Here is an 18,467-nt window from a genome sequence, read left to right on the forward strand (position 1 = left end):
TCGCACTGGCCGAGACAGTCGCCAGCGATCAGGTCAGCGGTCCTGGCTCGTCATCGGCCCTGCGCCCTCCGGTGGCCGGGAGAGGGGCAGTCTGCTCGGGGCGGCGTCCGGAATGTGGGGCGGGAACATCGCGTTATAGGGTCATGGGGTCAATCGACCGGGCCATCCGTCGGCCCGTCGGAAGGGAGAGGGTGTGTCCGGCGTCAGGCGCGTGGCCATGCTGTCCCTCCATACCTCGCCGCTCGAGCAGCCCGGTGCGGGCGACGCGGGAGGCATGAATGTCTATGTCAGGAGCGCCGCGCTCGAATTGGCCAGGGTAGGCATAGACGTCGAGATCTTCACGCGCGAGGCCGGCGAGGGACGCCCCCGCCGGGAGGTGCTGGGTGACGGTGTGATTGTGCATCACCTCGATGCCGGGCCCCGTCACCGGATCCCGAAGGAAGCCCTGCCGGGCCTGAGGAATACGTTCGCCGATGCGATCACCGACGTCGCCGATGCCCTCGCCGATGGACATTTCGACGTCCTGCACTCCCACTACTGGGTCTCCGGCACCGTCGGGCTCACCCTCAGCCGGGAGATGCGCCTGCCCCTGGTCCACTCCATGCACACGATGGCGAAGGTCAAGAACCTGCACATGAAGGCGCTCGGCTCCCCGGAGCCGGGCGAGAGGATCGCCGGCGAGCAGGAGATCGTGGCCGGCGCGGCACGCCTCATCGCCAACACCCGTACCGAGGCCTCCGAGTTGGTCTCCCTCTACGGGGCGGTCGCGGATCGCGTCGACGTGGTGGCCCCGGGAGTCGATCTCTCGACCTTCCATCCGGGTGACCGCGCTGCGGCCCGCGCTGCGCTCGCCTTCCCCCCGGAACGGTTCCACGTGGTGTTCGCCGGCCGAATCCAGAAGCTCAAGGGCCCGCAGGTGCTGGTGGCAGCTGCGGCGGAACTCCGCCACCGCAGACCGGACATCCCGCTCGACGTGAGCATCCTCGGGTCGGGCAGCGGTTCGGAGGCCCTCGCACTGCAGCCCCTCATCGATGCTGAAAGTCTCTCCGATGACATCCGGCTCTACCCGCCCGTCACGGCAGCGCGGCTGGCCCAGTGGTTCAGGTCAGCCGACGCCGTCGTCATGCCCTCCTTCAGTGAGTCCTTCGGGCTCGTGGCGCTCGAGGCGCAGGCCTGCGGCACACCCGTCGTGGCTGCCAACGTCGGAGGCCTCCCGCAGGCGATCAGCGATGGACGCACCGGGCTCCTGGTGGATGGTCACTCGGCGACGGGCTGGGCGGCCGCCCTCGAACGCCTGTACGACGACGTCCCCCTCCGGAAGAATCTCGGCCGGGCGGCCGCGACCCATGCGCTCGCCTTCGGTTGGCAGCGCACTGCCCTGCTGACAGCCCAGAGCTACCGCACAGCCGTCGAGCGCTTCTCCGCCGCCACCGCACACTGAGGCACGCCCGCAGGGCCCCTAGGATGGGAAGGTGAACCCGACCGAGCTCGCCGAGTACCTCGATTCCGTCCGCATCACCGGCCAGGTTGCCACTCCCCGGCAGGACAACCTCAGGCACATGCAGCTGTTCCTGGAGGGGAACGAACACCTCGAGTTCGGCGTCACCCGCACAAGGGAGTGGACGTACGATGACGTCTTCGACCTGATGCACGAGCGCGTGGGAACGAGCGCGGACCGCAGCCATACCGAGGGCCAGGACACGATCGACGCCGGCAAGTGCGTGGCTGCCCTCGACCGATTCGCCGACCGGCTGGGTTCCTCGGCCCGTCGTGGTGAGCGGATACTCTTCGCGACGGGCCATCCGGCCGGCCTGCTGCCCGTCCACGCGGCCTTCGCACGTGCGGTCGCCGCCGTCGGTGCCACGGTGGTGAGCGTCCGGGAGGGCCGGCGCTTCGGTGCCGGCGACATCCGGCAGGTCTTCGGCGTCCTCGTGTGGCATCAGCACGGCGGGCTCATGCACACGCACTTCCCAGAGCCCATGCGCCTCAGTCTCGAGACGCTCGCCGAGGCCGGACAGGGGTTGCCCGACCTCGTGGTGGCGGATCACGGGTGGGCCGGGCAGGCTGCCAGCTCGGGCATCCCGACCATTGGGTTCGCCGACTGCAACGATCCGGGATTGTTCGTCTCGGAAGCGCAGGGACAGGTGGACGTCGCCGTGCCGCTCGACGACAACGTGTGTCCGGGCCTGTACGAGCCGCTCATCGCGTACGTCCTCGAGCGCGCCGGTCTGCCCCGCCCCTGATCCCGGAGCGCTGGTAGGTTTTCCCCATGAGCGATCTCGAGATTGCCCGCGCTGCCGCGGTCAGGCCCATCGGGGACATTGCCGACGCCGCGGGTATCCCGCGGGAGGCGCTCGAACTGCATGGGCGCTTCAAGGCGAAGATCGATCCCCGCCTTCTGCCGGACGATGGCCGGATCCCGGGAAAGGTGGTCCTGGTCAGTGCCATGAGTCCCACACCCGCGGGAGAAGGGAAGTCCACCTGCACCGTGGGCCTCGCGGACTCGCTGGCCCGTGCCGGGCAGCGCGTCATGATCGCCCTGCGCGAGCCCTCGCTCGGACCCGTGTTGGGGATGAAGGGCGGTGCGACGGGCGGCGGGTATTCGCAGGTGCTGCCGATGGACGAGATCAACCTGCATTTCACCGGCGACTTCCATGCGATCACGTCAGCCAACAACGCTCTCGCTGCGCTGATCGACAATCACATCCACCAGGGCAACGAACTCGGCATCGACCCGCGGCGGATCACGTTCAAGCGGGTACTCGACGTCAATGACAGGGCCCTCCGCGAAGTGGTCGTCGGGCTCGGGGGGCCCGCGCAGGGCACGCCGCGCCAGGACGGTTTCGACATCACGGTCGCGTCCGAGATCATGGCTGTCTTCTGCCTCGCCCGGGATCTCGATGACCTGAAGGAACGGCTGGCCGCGATTACCTTCGGGTACACGTATGAACGCAGGCCCGTCACGGTGGGCGAACTGAGGGTCGAGGGCGCGCTCGCCCTGTTGCTCCGGGACGCCATCAAACCGAACCTGGTGCAGACCATCGCGGGTACTCCAGCCCTCGTCCACGGCGGTCCGTTCGCCAACATCGCCCACGGTTGCAACTCGGTGATCGCTACCAGGACTGCCCGGCAGTTGGCCGACATCGTGGTCACTGAGGCGGGCTTCGGGGCGGATCTCGGCGCGGAGAAGTTCATGAACATCAAGGCGCGGGCTGCCGACCTTGCTCCCGACGCGGTCGTCATCGTTGCGACGATCCGCGCCCTGAAGATGCACGGCGGGGTCGCGAAGGCCGACCTCGCCGCCCCCGACGTCGAAGCGGTCGGACGTGGTGCGGCCAACCTGCTCCGGCACGTGCGCAATGTGGAGAAGTTCGGTATTCCACCCGTCGTGGCCATCAACCGGTTCGGCACGGACACGCAGGAGGAACTCGACTGGTTGGAATCCTGGTGCACGGCGGAGGGAATCGATGCGGCGGTCGCCGATGTCTGGGGGCAGGGCGGTGGGGGACCGGGCGGCGACGAACTCGCGGCCAGAGTCCTCGCTGCTCTCGAACAGCCCGTCCGCTTCTCGCACCTCTACCCGCTCGATCTCTCGATCGAGGACAAGATCCGGACGATCGTGCAGGAGATCTACGGCGCCGACGGCGTCGAGTTCTCCGTTCCGGCGCTGAGACGGTTGAAGGAGATCGAGGACAACGGGTGGTCAGGTCTTCCCGTCTGCATGGCGAAGACGCAGTATTCCTTCTCCGACGACGCGAGCCTGCTCGGAGCGCCGAAGGGCTTCACGGTCCACGTGAGGGATCTCATCCCGAAGACGGGCGCAGGATTCATCGTGGCCCTGACCGGGTCGGTCATGACCATGCCGGGCCTGCCGAAGGAGCCGGCCGCGCTGCAGATGGACGTCGACGCAGAGGGAAACGCCGTCGGATTGTTCTAGCTCTGCCCGACGGCGGCGGTGGTGTCCGCCGTGATCGGCGTCAGCACGCAGAAGGGCCGGGACGGCGATGCGTCCCAGCCCTTCGATGAATCGGACTGGCGGCTACGGACCGGACTAGCGGTCGAGGTCGCCCCGGATGAAGGCTTCGACCTTCTCGTGGGCGATGTCGTCGGCGTACTGCTCGGGCGGCGACTTCATGAAGTAGCTCGACGCCGAGAGGATAGGACCACCGATGCCGCGGTCCAGGGCAATCTTGGCGGCGCGGATGGCGTCGATGATGACACCGGCCGAGTTCGGGGAATCCCACACCTCGAGCTTGTACTCCAGGGAGACGGGAGCGTCGCCGAAGTTGCGGCCTTCGAGACGAACGAACGCCCACTTGCGGTCATCGAGCCAGGCCACGTAGTCCGAGGGGCCGATGTGCACGTCGTTCGCGTGCAGATCCGCCTTGACGTTGGAGGTCACAGCCTGGGTCTTGGAGATCTTCTTGGATTCGAGGCGGTCGCGCTCGAGCATGTTCTTGAAGTCCATGTTGCCGCCGACGTTCAACTGGTAGGTGCGGTCTAGGGTGACGCCGCGGTCCTCGAACAGCTTCGCCATCACGCGGTGGGTGATCGTGGCACCGATCTGGCTCTTGATGTCGTCTCCGACGATCGGCACTCCTGCCTCGGTGAACTTGTCCGCCCATTCCTTCGTGCCGGCGATGAACACCGGAAGCGCATTGACGAACGCGACGCCCGCATCGATGGCGCACTGCGCGTAGTACTTCGCAGCGTGCTCGGATCCGACGGGGAGGTAGCAGACGAGCACATCGGCCTTGGTGGCCTTGAGCTGGCCCACGATGTCCACGGGCTCCTCGTCGGACTCGACGATGGTCTCCCTGTAGTACTTGCCCAGGCCGTCCAGGGTGTGACCCCGCTGAACGATGACACCGGTCGGGGGTACGTCGGTGATCTTGATGGTGTTGTTCTCGCTCGCACCGATCGCCTCGGCGAGGTCGTGACCGACCTTCTTGCCGTCGACGTCGAACGCCGCCACGAACTGCACGTCCCCCACGTGGTACTTGCCGAACTCGACATGCATCAGGCCCGGAACGCTGCCTGCCGGATCCGCATCACGGTAGTAATGCACACCCTGCACGAGCGATGCGGCGCAGTTGCCGACTCCAATGATTGCCACGCGAATGGGGTTCTGTCCCACAGTTCTCCTCGAAAGCCCGTTGAATATGCCCCGGCCGTCATCGCCCTGGGCGCGGTCGGCAGGAAGTGCCAGTCTACGTTCAGTTCACAACGCCGGCGGAAGCAGGTCCATTCCGTGCCCGTCACGGCCGTCGCGTCAAGCCCGCCCGTCCCACGGCATCGGGATCGGTCCCGAGGGTTAGGCTCGATGAATGACGTCGGGTACGGGAAGGCGCGGACCGTACCGCATCAGCATCCCGAGCCGGTCGGACCCGCTCCTCCGACAGTTCGTCGAGGGCGTCGGCGGCCCACTCGGCCGCCACGCGGACCCGGGCCGCGTCGCCCCGCAATGGTTCACGGTCCAACGGGTCCTCATCCTCATCACGGTGTGCTCCTCGATCCTCGCCGTCGCGGCCAAGAATCGCTGCCGACTGGGTGGGTGGTCCTCCCCGGACTACTTCTATCGCGCCTGCTACTCCGATTGGGCGGAGCTCTACCAGAGCCGCGGCTTCGGCGAGGGCGTCCTCCCGTTCGTCACCCCCGGAGCCTTGTTCGAATACCCGGTGCTGCTCGGCCTGCTGGCGTCGGGCACGGCGGTTCTCGTCGAACTCGCGGCCCATGGAGTTGCACCAGAGGCGAAGTCGCTCCTCTACTTCGACCTGAACGCCGTGGTGGTGGCCGGCGTCTGGATCATGACGGTGCTCGTCACCATGCGCCTGTCCCACCGGCGGCCGTGGGATGCTGCGATCGTGGCCTCGGCTCCTGTGATCATCCTGTCCGGGACGATCAACTGGGACTTGTGGGCGGTGCTGTTGGCGACGGCCGGGATGCTGGCCTTCGCGCGGGATCGGCCGGTCCTGGCGGGCGTGCTGTGGGGACTCGGGACAGCGGTCAAGCTCTACCCTGTCCTATTGCTCGGCGCCGTGCTGGTGCTGGCCATCCGTACGGGCCGGTACCGGCCGTTTGCAGCCGCTCTCCTGGGTGCCGCGGTCACCTGGCTCGTGGTGAATCTGCCCTTCCTGCTGCGCGATCCGAACGGATGGGCGTACTTCCTCACCTTCTCGGGCACGCGCGACGCCGGTTTCTCATCCGGCTGGTACGTCTTCAACGCCCTCGCACGGGAAGCCGGTGCCCCCGTGCTCTCGCCGGGTGCGATCAATGCGGGCGCAGGAATCCTCTTCGGCGCGTGTTGCGTCGCCGTCGCGGTGTTGGCCCTCCAGGCGCAGCGCAGGCCCCGGCTGGCGCAACTCGCCCTGCTGATCGTGATCGCTTTCATCCTCTGCAACAAGGTCTACTCACCGCAGTACGCTCTGTGGCTCGTGCCGTTGGTGGCACTTGCCGTCCCCCGGTGGCGCGTGGTCGTCGCCTGGCAACTGGTGGAAGTACTCCACTGGGCGGCTGTCTGGCTGTACCTCGGCGGACAGACCAGCGGCGGTCCGCCGGAGAACAACCTGGGGCTCGGCCTCTACGTCTGGGCCGTCGTCGCGCATATTCTGGCCACTGCATGTGTTGCCGCGGTCGTGGTGGTCGAGATCCGTTCGCCGTCGCTGGACGCTGTGCGGCGCATCGGGATCGACGATCCACAGGGTGGTCCCTTCGACCGGTCGCCCGACCGCTTCACCCTGCGCTCGGGACGGGTTCGTCGTCGAATCGGAGGCGCCCTGCCCCGCCGCCGGTACGGGCGTCGGGCGGCCAGGCTCCGATAGGCTGGCGGGACGGCGTCGACGCCACGCACTCCGGAGCGGCCGACGCAGGCGAGCCGGAGTCGCTGCCAAGTCGATCCGTCCGTGCGCCGTCGACACCTCCAGCGGAAGATCATCAGTGAGAGCAGCATCCCTTACCTACAGCAGGCTCACCAGGAGCGGCTTCGACTCGATCGCAGACGCGCACCCCGGCGTCGTGATCCCGATCGAGCAGACTCCGGACTGGGTCGAGTTCGAGCACGCGCTAGGACGGGCTCCGCTGGGTATCTGGGCGTACACGGATGCGGCCGGGAACCTCGTGGCGACCGCCAGCTATATCCGCGTGGTGCGTCGCTTCAGGGAGTCGGTCGTCGTCGTCAACGGCCCTGTGTGGTTCGCGGAGCGGACGCCGGCAGCAGAGCGGCTGCTGATGGAGACGGTACGTGAGCAGTTCCGCCACGATCCTTCCGTACATCCCCTCTACGTCCGGATGCAGGTCGCTACGCTGCAGCCCCCCGCCACCGGACCAATCGAGCACGGCTGGTACGAGCGCGAGATCGTCGTCGATCTGGGACCGTCCGAGGCAGAGCTGCTGAAGAGCTTCCGGCCGAACGCGCGGAACAGCATCCGGAGGGCACAGCGGAGCGGCGTCGAGGTGAGGCATATCCCTCGTGAGGAATGGACTGGAGTCTTCGCCACGCAGTTGTACCCGATCATGCAGGAGACCGCCGATCGGGACGGGTTCCAGTCGTTCGATTCCTCGTACTACGAGACCCTGCTGACGGTGCTGGGTGACCACGTGCGTCTTCTCGTCGCCTACAGCGATGGAGTTCCCGTGAGCTGGCTGATCACCACGGAGTATCGCGGGTACGCCGTCTACTACTTCGCGGGAAGCACCCTCGAGGCCCGCAAGACGTTCGCCCCGTACCTGCTGCTGTGGGAGGCCTTCAGGACGCTGAAGGCCGCCGGCAACACCGCGTGCGGGCTCACGGGTATAGAGAGCGAGAACTACCCGGGGCTCGCTAACGTCACCACGTTCAAGCGGAACTTCTCGAAGAACGTGGTGGTGGTGCCGACCACGTACGACATCCCGCTGCGTCCGGCCCGTTATGCAGCGGTGGCGTCCCTCCTCTCTGCGCGACGATCAGTGCCGACGGCTGGACGAGCGGCCCTGCGCTGTGCTGGTGTGCTCGTGCGGCGGGGCAGGGGTGCGCGGTCCGCAGCGGGTGTACAGAAAGCCGATACATAGTCGGAGGGGAATGGGTCCCAACGGCATAGGAGAGGAAGCATCATGGCAGATGTCGAAGTCGTCGGAGCTGGACCGAACGGCCTCGCCGCGGCCGTCGTCATGGCGCGCGCGGGCCTCTCCGTCAGGGTCCACGAGGCCGCTCCTACGCTCGGTGGCGGGTCGCGGTCGCTCGAACTGATGGAGGAGGGACATCTCCACGACTTCTGCTCCGCGGTCCACCCCATGGCGCTGGCCTCGCCGTTCTTCCGCGCCTTCGAGCTCAGCCGACGGATCGGGTTCGCAGTCCCCGACGTGTCCTTCGCCCACCCGCTCGACGGCGGCAGGGCAGGAATCGCCTACCGCAGCATGGAGCAGACCGTGGCGGGGCTGGGCGCGGACGGCGAGGCGTACCGGCGCCTGCTGCAGCCGCTGAGTGACCGGGAGCAGGACATCCTCGCGTTCACCCTGAACCATGTGGTGCGCGTCCCCGCGAAACCGGAGGCTGCTGTGCGCTTCGCCCTCGCGGTCCTCGACCAGGGTCTGCCCTCCTGGAACCGCCGTTTCAGGACGGACGAAGCGAAAGCGCTCGTCACCGGCGTGATGGCGCACCCGGTCGGGACACTTCCATCGATCACGGGAGCCGGAGCCGGCCTGGTGCTGAATCTCCTGGCGCACACCGTGGGATGGCCCATCCCGGTCGGCGGGTCACAGTCCATCGCGAATGCCCTAGCGCTCGATTTACGGGAGCACGGCGGAGAGGTGGTCACCAACAGCAGGATCGGGACACTGGCCGAGGTGTCCGATGCCCGCGCAGTGCTCCTCGATGTGGCTCCGAAGACCTTCCGGACGATGTCCCGTGGCCGCCTTCCATGGGGGTACGACGCGGCGCTGTCCGCCTTCACCTACGGGAATGCTGCCTGCAAGGTCGACTTCATCCTGTCCGCCCCCGTTCCATGGACGCATCCGGACCTGCACAGGGCCGGGACGGCGCATCTTGGCGGAACGAGGGAGGAGATCGCTGCCGGGGAGAGGCAGGTCAACCAGGGCAAGCATCCCGACAGCCCGTACGTGCTCCTCTCGCAGCCGTCGTCGTTCGACCCGACCCGCGCTCCGGAGGGTCGGCACACGCTGTGGACCTATTGCCATGTGCCACGCGGGTCCACGCGGGACATGGCCGGGGCGATCACCGCGCAGATCGAGCGCTTCGCTCCCGGCTTCCGCGACGTCGTCGTCCGCAGCCATACGACGACGGCGAGCGAGCTCGAGGCCTACAACGCCAACTACGTGGGCGGGGACTTCAGCAGCGGGGCCGTCAACCTGCGCCAGATCGTCGCCCGGCCCGTGCCGTCCCTGCAGCCGTGGGCTACGCCGATCAAGGGCGTGTACCTCTGCTCGCAGTCGACCCCTCCCGGTCCCGGCGTGCACGGCATGGCGGGATTCAACGCAGCACGGCTGGCGCTCAGGCGCGAGTTCGGTCTTCCCGTGCCTGTCCTCGGCGTCTGAGGACAAAGCCGGTCGTCCGACGAGGGTCGGGGCGAGGGTCCTGAAGCACCCGTGTGGAAGCTGCGCGCTCCGGGCGCTGACCTCGGCGGAGCCTTCTACGGCGTTGGGCGAAGGATCCGACGTGCGGCTTCGACCGCTGACGTGCGGTGGGCGGCCCGGGGGGTGTCCTGCGCGTTGAGATGTGCGACCAGAGGAGCCTGGGCCCACGCCTGCGCGACGCCGAAGAGGATGGGCAGGAGTTCCTCGGGCGCCCATGTCGGGTCGACGAGACCGAGCCGTTGCGCCTCGCGGAGAGCCGTCAGTTTGACGTCCGGGGCGGGCCAGTGGCCCGGCAGGTCGTAGTCGATGCCCTCGAGTCGCGCCCAGGTCAGCATCCGGAGGATCTCAGGGTGCTCGTGCGTATGGTCGAAGACGAGGCCTACGAAGGCTGCAACATCTGCGGGATCAAGCACGGTCGCCTCATGGAACTCGATGGCATTCACGTCGAGCACGGCCTGGAAGAGGGCTGCCTTGTCGACGAAGTGGGCGTAGAGGCGCTCCTTGCTGGCATTCGCGGCCTTGGCGATCCGATCGATGCGGGCACCTGCAAGGCCGTAGGCAGCGAATTCGCCGCGGGCAGCCAGAAGGAGGCGGGTCCGTACGTCCGTCGTCGAAGACATCCTGCCAGTATACCCAAACGAACTAGTTCGTTTGACTCCGTTGCAAGGCTGTCCTAACCTCGGAATCCACCTGTTCTTGAGGAGATCCATGACCGTCCCACCCTCGGGCCCCGCCGGCACGTCCACCCCGGGCGATGCTTCCGTCGAGGCCCCCGCGAACCGCTGGCTCGTGCTGGCGATCGTCGCGCTCGCCCAGCTCACCGTCGTGCTCGACGGCACCATCGTCAACATCGCCCTGCCGCAGGCGCAGGCGGAACTCGGTATGTCGGACAGCGATCGCAGTTGGGTCGTCACCCTGTACGCCCTGACCTTCGGTGCCCTCCTGCTGCTGGGTGGACGCATCGCGGACTTTTGGGGCCGCAAGCGCTCGTTCCTCGTGGGAATGGGAGGCTTCGCCCTCGCGTCCGCCCTCGGCGGCATCGCGACGACGGGAGAACTGCTCCTGGTGGCCCGCGGGCTGCAGGGCGCCTTCGCCGCCCTGCTGGCGCCGGCTGCGCTCGCCATCCTGTCCGTGACGTTTCCCGGCGGCAAGGACCGCGTGCGGGCCTTCGCGGTCTACGGGACCATCGCCGGAGGAGGTGCAGCCGTCGGACTCCTGCTCGGTGGGGTGCTGACCGAGTACTTCAGCTGGCACTGGTGCCTGCTCGTGAACGTGCCCATCGCGGTCGTCGCGATCGCGGTGGGTGTACCTGTCCTGCGCGAGAGCCGCGCCGAGGGAAGCACCCAGTACGATGTCCCCGGTGCCGTCCTCGTCAGTCTCGGTCTCGCCTCCGTGGTCTACGGGTTCTCCCGGGCCGAAGCAGGCTGGGTCCGCGTGGACACGCTGGGCTTCCTCGCCCTCGGCGTCGCGCTCCTGGCGCTGTTCGTCCTCGTCGAGGCCCGATCGGCGCACCCCTTGCTTCCGCTGCGCATCATCACGAATCCTGCGAGGGCCGGCGCATACCTGGCGTCGATCGCGGTGGGAGCCGCACTGCTCGGTGCGCTGCTCTACCTGACGCTGTACTTCCAGATCGTGCTGGGGATGAGTCCGCTCGTGTCCGGCCTGGCATCGTTGCCCATGACGGCAGCGATCATCGTCTGCGCCGGAGTGGTCTCGCGCCTGCTGACGACGGTGGGACCCCGCATCCTCATGACGGTCGGTCCCCTGATTGCCGCGGCGGGGCTGCTCCTGCTGAGCCGCATCACCGTCGACGGATCCTACGTGCTGGAGGTCCTGCCGGCGCAGATCCTGCTGGGCATGGGTCTCGCGTTCATCTTCGTGCCACTGCAGAACGTCGCGCTCCTCGGGATCGCTCCCCGTGATTCAGGGGTGGCGAGTGCCGCGGTGACGGCGACCCAGCAGATCGGCGGATCGATCGGTACGGCAGTCTTCACCGCGCTCTACACCGTGGGCGCAGGAACCGGCACGGCAGAGGGAGCCGCAGGCGGACCCCAGTCCCTCGTCGATGGCTACTCGGTCGTGTTCCTCGCCGCCGCCGTCGCCCTTGCGCTCGCAGCACCGATCTCATGGTTCATGATCAGGGTCGCCAGGAACGAGTTCACGACGTCGGGCGAAGCGGTCCATCTGGGCTAGGAGCCCGCTGCTCGTGGTGGCCCCGGTGCCTCCCGCTGGGGGATCCGGAGACCCTCGCCCCCGATGCCGACCATTCCCATAATTCAGCGGGTGACACGGCGGGTGACGCAGCCACCACAGCCGACGGCAGTGCTGATCGCGTGTCCGACGAGCGGATCAGCCAAAAAATCGACACAACAGTGCTGATGCACTCGGCCGTGCTCCGAACATCTGGCACTGTGTAATCATGACTTCCGACCCCGATTCGCGTGTTGCCCTCGTCATCGAAGATGACGCCGCCGTGCGGCAGCTGCTGGTCATGACTCTGGGCATGAACGGCTTCACCACCCTCGAGGCCGAGACCGGGCGGCAAGGTGTCGCACTCGTGCGCGACCGCCAGCCCGACCTCGTGACCCTCGATCTCAATCTTCCCGACATCGACGGCGTCGAGGTGTGCCGTCAGATCCGACCGCTCACGGACGCCTACGTCATCATGATCACCGCGCGTCAGGACGAGATCGATCGCCTGATCGGCCTGGAGATCGGAGCCGACGACTTCGTGGTGAAGCCCTTCAGCCCGCGTGAGGTCGGTGCACGGGTCAACGCGATGTTCAGGCGCCCGAGGAGCACCGTGCGGAACGTGTCGCAGCCCCTCCTGGGGACCGGGAGCGGTGAGGAGACCGAGGTGACGCAGCCTGCGACGGGAAGCACGCTGGTCGCCCCCCGGGACGAGCAGGTCGAGGGATCGCTGCTGCACGGACCGATCAGCATCGACACGGAGGGGCGGATCGCCATGCTCGAGGGTGTGGAACTGCCGCTCACACGCATCGAGTTCGACCTCCTGGCAACCCTCGTCTCGGGGCCGCGGCGGGTCTGGCAGCGGGAGACGCTGCTGTCGCGCATCTGGGGCGACGGGTGGGTCAATGACCAGCATCTGGTCGAGGTGCACATCCGCAACCTGCGGAAGAAGTTGGGCGAGGATACCAAGGCCCCGCGCTTCATCCGCACCGTACGCGGTGTCGGCTACCGCATGATCCCGCCGAGCGCCGACTGAAATTCGTCCCCGAGGCTGTAAAGCCGAGCAATGAGGCCCGGGTGGGCCGAGGGGTCCTCGATCTGGCGGAGTGCTGCGGACGTCGAGTCCTCGAGCCGGCTGGCGCCGACCATGGATGCGCTCACATTGAGGCTGAGCAGCGCGACGACGGCGGCATCGGTGTCCTCGGCCCTGAACGCGGACTCCACAGCCGCGATGCGCTGCGGCAGCAGCTGGACGAACGTCTCAGCGAAGTGGAGCGCTCCGGCGTGACTGGAGAGTTCGACGCCGAGGTTCTGCAGGACCTCCCGGTCCAGGACCGGGAGGAGTGGGACGTCGGTGCCCCCGGCCGTGGGCATGAGGGGTGAACCGGGACGGTCCTCGGCCGTGGCAGGCGCGGCCGAGGCGTCGTCGTCCTCCTCCTTGGGGCGTGACCAGATCATGAGGAGCAGGCTGCCGACGAGCACGGCCGGCACGCCGTACACGAGGGCCTGGCTGACGACGGGTGTACGGAGGGCGCGGATCACGTTGCCGACCTCGGGGATGGTGGCCGTTGCCTCGTAGACGTAGTCCCCCTCGAGCGTGGCGGTCCAGGGATCGGCGGCCTGGTTGGCGTCACCCTTGGTGCGCACGGCCGTGCTGCCGTCGGTTCCCCTGATGACCTCGATCACGCGGTGTGTCTCGACGCGGTGGTCCTCGACGGGGATGTGGTAGCTGATGACGTCTCCCACAGCGATGTCACTCACCGGCTGCACCGTGGTGACGACGACATCACCGGGCATGATCTCGGGGGCCATGCTGCCGGTCAGCATCGTCGCCGTCTGGTAGCCGAGGAAGCGCGGACCGATCGCGAAGAACAGGACGGCCGCGATCGCGAGCACCATGAGCAGTGTGCCCAGGAGGCTGGCGATGCGCTGGGCGACGGACGGGCGATCGAAGGTCGCACGCACTGCCCCGGGTGTCGCCGTGGTAGCCGTCGTCGCACCGTCCGTGTGCTGCCGGTTACGAGCGCTCGCTCGGAACCCGGGACCGATGGACGAAAGGTCGATCGTGGTCACGCCTGCTCCTCTTGTTGCTGCTGGTTGCCTGATCGACCGGACTCCTGCCCGGCTGAGGCTACCCGCCGGCTCCGGTGGACGGTGCGGAGCCGGCGGGAAGAGTGTCGAACTTCTGATTACTACTCTGGCGCGGGTCGCTCAAAAGTGGAGTGGCGGAAGGGCGAAAAGAAACCGAAGAAAGGGCGAAGGCGGAATCGAGGGGTCTCGTCGAGCCATGCGACGAGAACGCAGAAGTCCCCCGCACCGTCCTGGCGGACAGTGCGAGGGACTCGGGCGGGATGGTCCTAGGAGAGCATCTCGCGGACCATCGGGATGACCTTCGTACCGTAGAGCTCGATGCTGTGCATGAGCTTCTCGTGCGGCAGCGGACCCGCGCTGTATTTCATGTCGAAGCGGTCGATGCCCAGCGTCTGCGCGGTCGCGGCGATCTTCTTCGCAACGGTCTCCGGCGAACCGACGTACAGGGAGCCGAAGTCGGCCTCCTGGTCGAACTCCGCGCGCGTCGTCGGGCCCCAGCCGCGCTCACGGCCGATGCGGTCCCGCATGATGCGGTTGTCGGGCCACAGCTCCTCGCGGGCCTGTTCGTCCGAGTCCGCGACGTAGCCCGGCGAGTGGACGCCGATCGGCAGCGTGGGCTGGCCGAGCTGGGTCAGCGCCCGGTGGTACAGATCCACGTAGGGCGCGAACCGGGCCGGATCACCACCGATGATCGCGAGCATCAGGGGCATCCCGTAGCGTGCGGCACGCACCACCGACTCGGGACTTCCACCGACACCGATCCACGTCTTGAGGCGACCGCCGTCGGTCTTGGGGTACACCTCGTGGTTGTCGAGGCCGGGGCGGGTGCTCCCGGACCAGGTCACGGGGCCCTCCTTGATGAGCTCCGCGAACAGATCGAGCTTCTCCTCGAAGAGCCGCTCGTAGTCGGACAGCTCGTAGCCGAAGAGGGGGAACGACTCCGTGAAGGATCCACGGCCGAGGATCACCTCGGCGCGACCATTGGACGCGGCGTCCAGCGTGGCGAAACGCTGGAACACGCGCACGGGGTCGTCCGAGCTCAGCACTGTCACCGCGGAGCCGAGGCGGATGCGCTCGGTCTGGCCGGCGATGGCGGCGAGGACGGTCTCGGGGGCGGAGATGGCGAAATCGTCACGGTGGTGCTCGCCGATCCCGATGAAGTCGACGCCGACCTCGTCGGCGAGGACCGCCTCGGCGATGACGTTCCGGATGACCTGCGGATAGGGAACAGGGTTGCCGTCCTGTCCGCGCGTGACGTCCCCGAAGGTGTCCAGTCCGAGTTCCAGTTCGCGTGCCATGGTGCAACTCCCCGTGCTTGCCGTTCCGGCCCACCCTGGGCCTGCTCATAGAACGGAGGGCAGGACGGCGTTATTCCATGCAAAGGTATCTATCTCGGGTGGCCGAGCTTTGCCTCACGTCCCGACCGCGCGGTAAGCTGTGGGACGGCTCACACGCCGAACACCTCAACTGAATACGCCAATGATCTGCAGCGGGAGAGTTCTGCCGTCGAGACACAACCGGCAGGCGCCGTAGGAGCAAATCCTCCCCAGGAATCTCTCAGGCCCAGTACCGCTACGGATAGGCAACTCTGGAAAGCAGCATCGGGCAGGCCCGGCGCTCACCGACGGTGCAAGCAGGCGCGGAGCCCTGCGGAAACTCTCAGGTCCCACACAGAGCGGGGAGGAACCCGACCAGGCACGCGCGCACGCGCCCCCTTTCTGACCTACGGAGTTCCCCATGACCGCCACACCCGATCAGGTATCCGGCATCGTCGCGTCCACCTTCGCCGATCGACACATCGGTCCCCGATCCGCTGACGCAGCGCATATGCTCGAGGTTCTGGGCTACCCGAGCCTCGAGAAGCTCGTGGACATGGCCGTTCCCGCGAGCATCCGCCTCGACCGGGCACTCGACCTGCCCGGAGCCCTCACCGAGACGGAGGTGCTGGCGCAGCTGCGGCGCATCGCGAACCGTAACCGCACCGCCGTCCAGATGATCGGCCAGGGCTACTTCGACACCGTCACACCGCCGGTCATCCGCCGCAATGTCGTCGAGTCGCCCGCCTGGTACACGGCCTACACGCCCTACCAGCCGGAGATCTCCCAGGGCCGGCTCGAAGCCCTCCTGAACTTCCAGACGATGGTGCAGGACCTCACGGCCCTCGACATCGCCAACGCCTCTCTGCTGGACGAGGCCTCCGCCGTCGCCGAAGCCGTGCTGCTCATGCGACGCTCCGGCAAGAACAAGGGCCGCACCGTCATCGACGCCGACGCGCTCCCGCAGACCGTCGCCGTCGTGCGCGGCCGGGCAGAGGCGCTCGGTTTCGACATCGAGGTCGCTGACCTCACGGACGGCCTGCCCGACGGCGACATCAACGGTGTGGTCCTGCAGCAGCCCGGCGCATCGGGAGCGCTCCGCGATCATGCGGCCGTGATCAGCGCGGCCAAGGACCGCGGCGCCCTTGTCACGGTGGCAGCCGATCTCCTGGCGCTCACGCTCATCACGCCACCGGGCGAACAGGGCGCGGACATCGCAGTCGGTTCTGCCCAGCGCTTCGGCGTCCCCCTCTTCTTCGGCGGCCCCCATGCCGCCTACATGGCCGTCCGCAAAGGGCTCGAGCGCATGCTGCCCGGCCGTCTGGTGGGCGTCTCGAAGGACGCGGACGGCGCACCCGCCTACCGCCTCGCCCTCCAGACCCGCGAGCAGCACATCCGCCGCGAGAAGGCGACGAGCAATATCTGCACCGCGCAGGCGCTCCTGGCCATCGTCGCGTCCATGTACGCCGTCTACCACGGTCCCGAGGGCCTGAAGGCGATCGCTCGCGCCACCCATGAGCGGGCCGTCGAGCTCGCCGCCGCACTCGAGGGGACCGATGCCGCCGTCGTGCACGACGCCTTCTTCGACACGCTCCTGGTCCGCGTCCCCGGCAGGGCCGCTGACGTCGCCGACAAGGCCGAGGCCCTGGGCTACAACCTGCGGCGCGTCGACGCCGACCACGTGGGCATCTCCTGTGACGAGACGACGACGCGGGAACACGTCGCCGCGGTGGCGGACGTCTTCGGGGGTTCCACGGCGGAATCGGGAGCCGGCGGGAACCGCATCCCCGACGCACTCCACCGCAGCTCGGCGTTCATGACCCACCCCGTCTTCTCGCTGCACCGCTCCGAGACCGCGATGCTCAGGTACCTCCGCCGGCTCTCGGACAGGGACCTCGCGCTGGACCGCACGATGATCCCGCTGGGATCCTGCACCATGAAGCTCAACGCGACCGTCGAGATGGAGTCGATCTCGTGGCCCGAGTTCGCCTCGATCCACCCCTTCGCGCCGGAGAGCCAGACCGAGGGCTGGCGTGAGCTCATCACCGATCTCGAGGAGCGCCTCGCGGAGATCACAGGGTACGACCGCGTCTCCCTGCAGCCCAACGCGGGGTCGCAGGGAGAGCTCGCCGGCCTCCTCGCCATCCGCGGCTACCACCGCTCGAGGGGCGACGAGAACCGCACCGTCTGCCTCATCCCCTCGTCCGCGCACGGCACCAACGCGGCGTCGGCAGTACTCGCCGGCATGAAGGTCGTCGTCGTCGGCACCGCGCCGAACGGCAACATCGACCACGACGATCTGCTCGCCAAGATCGAGCAGCACGCGGAGAACCTCTCGGCCATCATGATCACGTACCCCTCGACGCACGGTGTGTTCGAGGAGGATGTGCGGTGGGTCTGCGAGAAGGTGCACGCAGCCGGCGGCCAGGTGTACATCGATGGCGCCAACCTCAACGCACTCGTGGGTCTGGCCCAGCCCGGGGAGTTCGGCGGGGACGTCTCCCACCTCAACCTGCACAAGACCTTCTGCATCCCGCACGGCGGAGGAGGACCGGGCGTCGGTCCCGTCGCCGTGGCCGAGCACCTCGCCCCGTTCCTGCCCGGTGACGCGAACCGGGACATCGCGACCGACGGTGGTCCGGAAGCAGCGGGCGGCACCCCGGTGTCGGGATCGATGTACGGCTCGGCCGGTGTCCTCCCCATCTCCTGGGCGTACATCGCCCTGATGGGTTCCGACGGCCTCACGAGCGCGACGGCACACGCATTGCTCGCGGCCAACTATGTCGCCGCCCGACTGACCGAGCACTTCCCCGTGCTCTACACGGGCGTCCAGGGACTCGTGGCACACGAGTGCATCCTCGACCTCCGTCCGCTGACCGCCGCCACCGGTGTCACGGCCGAGGACGTGGCCAAGCGGCTCATCGACTACGGCTTCCACGCCCCCACGCTGTCCTTCCCCGTCGCCGGAACGCTCATGGTGGAGCCCACCGAATCCGAGAACCTCGCCGAGCTGGACCGTTTCGTCGACGCGATGATCGCGATCAAGGGCGAGATCGACCGGGTCGCGGACGGTGAATTCAGCATCGAGGAGAGTCCGCTGCGCCAGGCGCCGCACACCGCACAGGTACTCGTCAGCGACGAGTGGACGCAGGCCTACCCGCGCGAGCTCGCCGCCTACCCGCTGCGATCCCTTCGCCACGACAAGTACTTCCCCCCGGTGCGCAGGATCGACGGCGCGCATGGCGACCGCAACCTGGTGTGCTCCTGCCCGCCCATCGAAGCCTTCGAAGACTAGGACCGGAC

At 67.7% G+C, this 18,467-nt stretch carries 13 protein-coding genes and 1 riboswitch; of the genes, 9 read left to right on the top strand and 4 right to left on the bottom strand.

All coding sequences use genetic code 11. From position 1 onward, the window contains the following. Nucleotides 1-193: 193 nt before the first annotated feature. From mshA to FDK12_RS04960, 3 genes are read left to right on the top strand one after another with little or no spacing between them, the layout of a single operon-like run. Nucleotides 194-1,441 carry a D-inositol-3-phosphate glycosyltransferase gene (gene mshA, locus FDK12_RS04950; RefSeq protein ID WP_137368518.1) on the top strand — a complete coding sequence of 416 codons (1,248 nt, stop codon included), beginning with the start codon at nucleotides 194-196 and terminating at the stop codon, nucleotides 1,439-1,441. Between the two features lie 31 nt (nucleotides 1,442-1,472). Beyond that, nucleotides 1,473-2,243, top strand: coding sequence for a phosphatase (locus tag FDK12_RS04955; RefSeq protein ID WP_137368519.1), 771 nt, complete (start codon nucleotides 1,473-1,475; stop codon nucleotides 2,241-2,243). A 26-nt stretch (nucleotides 2,244-2,269) separates the two neighbouring features. Beyond that, a complete protein-coding gene (locus tag FDK12_RS04960) occupies nucleotides 2,270-3,937 on the top strand; it encodes a formate--tetrahydrofolate ligase (RefSeq protein WP_137368520.1) in 1,668 nt (555 codons plus the stop codon). 114 nt (nucleotides 3,938-4,051) lie between these two features. Here the strand turns inward: FDK12_RS04960 and FDK12_RS04965 are convergent, their stop codons facing one another. Then, nucleotides 4,052-5,137, bottom strand: coding sequence for an inositol-3-phosphate synthase (locus FDK12_RS04965; protein WP_137368521.1), 1,086 nt, complete (start codon nucleotides 5,135-5,137; stop codon nucleotides 4,052-4,054). A 190-nt stretch (nucleotides 5,138-5,327) separates the two neighbouring features. Between FDK12_RS04965 and FDK12_RS04970 the strand changes: the two genes are divergently transcribed. The 3 genes from FDK12_RS04970 to FDK12_RS04980 all read left to right on the top strand — a co-directional run bounded on the left by FDK12_RS04970 (nucleotide 5,328) and on the right by FDK12_RS04980 (nucleotide 9,528). Further along, nucleotides 5,328-6,821 (top strand): glycosyltransferase family 87 protein, encoded by a 1,494-nt coding sequence (locus FDK12_RS04970; RefSeq protein ID WP_223263096.1) that lies wholly within the window; start codon nucleotides 5,328-5,330, stop codon nucleotides 6,819-6,821. A gap of 115 nt (nucleotides 6,822-6,936) precedes the next feature. Next, on the top strand, nucleotides 6,937-8,046 hold the full coding sequence (locus FDK12_RS04975; protein ID WP_137368522.1) for a lipid II:glycine glycyltransferase FemX: 1,110 nt from the start codon (nucleotides 6,937-6,939) through the stop codon (nucleotides 8,044-8,046). A gap of 42 nt (nucleotides 8,047-8,088) precedes the next feature. After that, nucleotides 8,089-9,528: a phytoene desaturase family protein gene (locus FDK12_RS04980; RefSeq protein ID WP_137368523.1), complete on the top strand. Its 1,440-nt coding sequence runs from the start codon at nucleotides 8,089-8,091 to the stop codon at nucleotides 9,526-9,528. A 95-nt stretch (nucleotides 9,529-9,623) separates the two neighbouring features. On the opposite strand, the gene FDK12_RS04985 is transcribed toward FDK12_RS04980, so the two are convergent. After that, nucleotides 9,624-10,187, bottom strand: a complete 564-nt coding sequence (locus FDK12_RS04985; RefSeq protein ID WP_137368524.1) for a TetR family transcriptional regulator — start codon at nucleotides 10,185-10,187, stop codon at nucleotides 9,624-9,626. 88 nt (nucleotides 10,188-10,275) lie between these two features. Here FDK12_RS04985 and FDK12_RS04990 point away from each other — a divergent pair, with 88 nt between their 5' ends. Beyond that, the gene (locus tag FDK12_RS04990) at nucleotides 10,276-11,760 is read left to right on the top strand and encodes an MFS transporter (RefSeq protein WP_137368525.1); all 1,485 of its coding nucleotides are present in this window, start codon (nucleotides 10,276-10,278) and stop codon (nucleotides 11,758-11,760) included. 226 nt (nucleotides 11,761-11,986) lie between these two features. After that, on the top strand, nucleotides 11,987-12,793 hold the full coding sequence (locus FDK12_RS04995) for a response regulator transcription factor (protein ID WP_137368526.1): 807 nt from the start codon (nucleotides 11,987-11,989) through the stop codon (nucleotides 12,791-12,793). Here the strand turns inward: FDK12_RS04995 and FDK12_RS05000 are convergent. Further along, nucleotides 12,763-13,830 (bottom strand): signal peptidase I, encoded by a 1,068-nt coding sequence (locus FDK12_RS05000; protein ID WP_223263097.1) that lies wholly within the window; start codon nucleotides 13,828-13,830, stop codon nucleotides 12,763-12,765. The two genes, FDK12_RS04995 and FDK12_RS05000, sit on opposite strands and share 31 nt — an antisense overlap. Nucleotides 13,831-14,114: 284 nt before the next feature. After that, nucleotides 14,115-15,146: an LLM class flavin-dependent oxidoreductase gene (locus FDK12_RS05005; RefSeq protein WP_137368527.1), complete on the bottom strand. Its 1,032-nt coding sequence runs from the start codon at nucleotides 15,144-15,146 to the stop codon at nucleotides 14,115-14,117. 182 nt (nucleotides 15,147-15,328) lie between these two features. Beyond that, nucleotides 15,329-15,430: riboswitch (glycine riboswitch) on the top strand. 155 nt (nucleotides 15,431-15,585) lie between these two features. Here FDK12_RS05005 and gcvP point away from each other — a divergent pair. Beyond that, entirely contained in the window at nucleotides 15,586-18,459 is a 2,874-nt protein-coding gene (gcvP, locus tag FDK12_RS05010; protein ID WP_137368528.1) for an aminomethyl-transferring glycine dehydrogenase, read from the top strand. Nucleotides 18,460-18,467: the final 8 nt, after the last annotated feature.

This window comes from Arthrobacter sp. NamB2, assembly GCF_005281365.1.
Classification (GTDB): domain Bacteria; phylum Actinomycetota; class Actinomycetes; order Actinomycetales; family Micrococcaceae; genus Arthrobacter_D.

What these genes read in the sequence shown, in the direction of transcription:
- FDK12_RS04960 (WP_137368520.1), top strand. Translation starts at nt 2,270, where the DNA reads ATGAGCGATCTCGAGATTGCCCGCGCTGCCGCGGTCAGGCCCATCGGG.
- FDK12_RS04970 (WP_223263096.1), top strand. Translation starts at nt 5,328, where the DNA reads ATGACGTCGGGTACGGGAAGGCGCGGACCGTACCGCATCAGCATCCCG.
- FDK12_RS04980 (WP_137368523.1), top strand. Translation starts at nt 8,089, where the DNA reads ATGGCAGATGTCGAAGTCGTCGGAGCTGGACCGAACGGCCTCGCCGCG.
- FDK12_RS04985 (WP_137368524.1), bottom strand. Translation starts at nt 10,187, where the DNA reads ATGTCTTCGACGACGGACGTACGGACCCGCCTCCTTCTGGCTGCCCGC.
- FDK12_RS04990 (WP_137368525.1), top strand. Translation starts at nt 10,276, where the DNA reads ATGACCGTCCCACCCTCGGGCCCCGCCGGCACGTCCACCCCGGGCGAT.
- FDK12_RS04995 (WP_137368526.1), top strand. Translation starts at nt 11,987, where the DNA reads ATGACTTCCGACCCCGATTCGCGTGTTGCCCTCGTCATCGAAGATGAC.
- FDK12_RS05005 (WP_137368527.1), bottom strand. Translation starts at nt 15,146, where the DNA reads ATGGCACGCGAACTGGAACTCGGACTGGACACCTTCGGGGACGTCACG.
- gcvP (WP_137368528.1), top strand. Translation starts at nt 15,586, where the DNA reads ATGACCGCCACACCCGATCAGGTATCCGGCATCGTCGCGTCCACCTTC.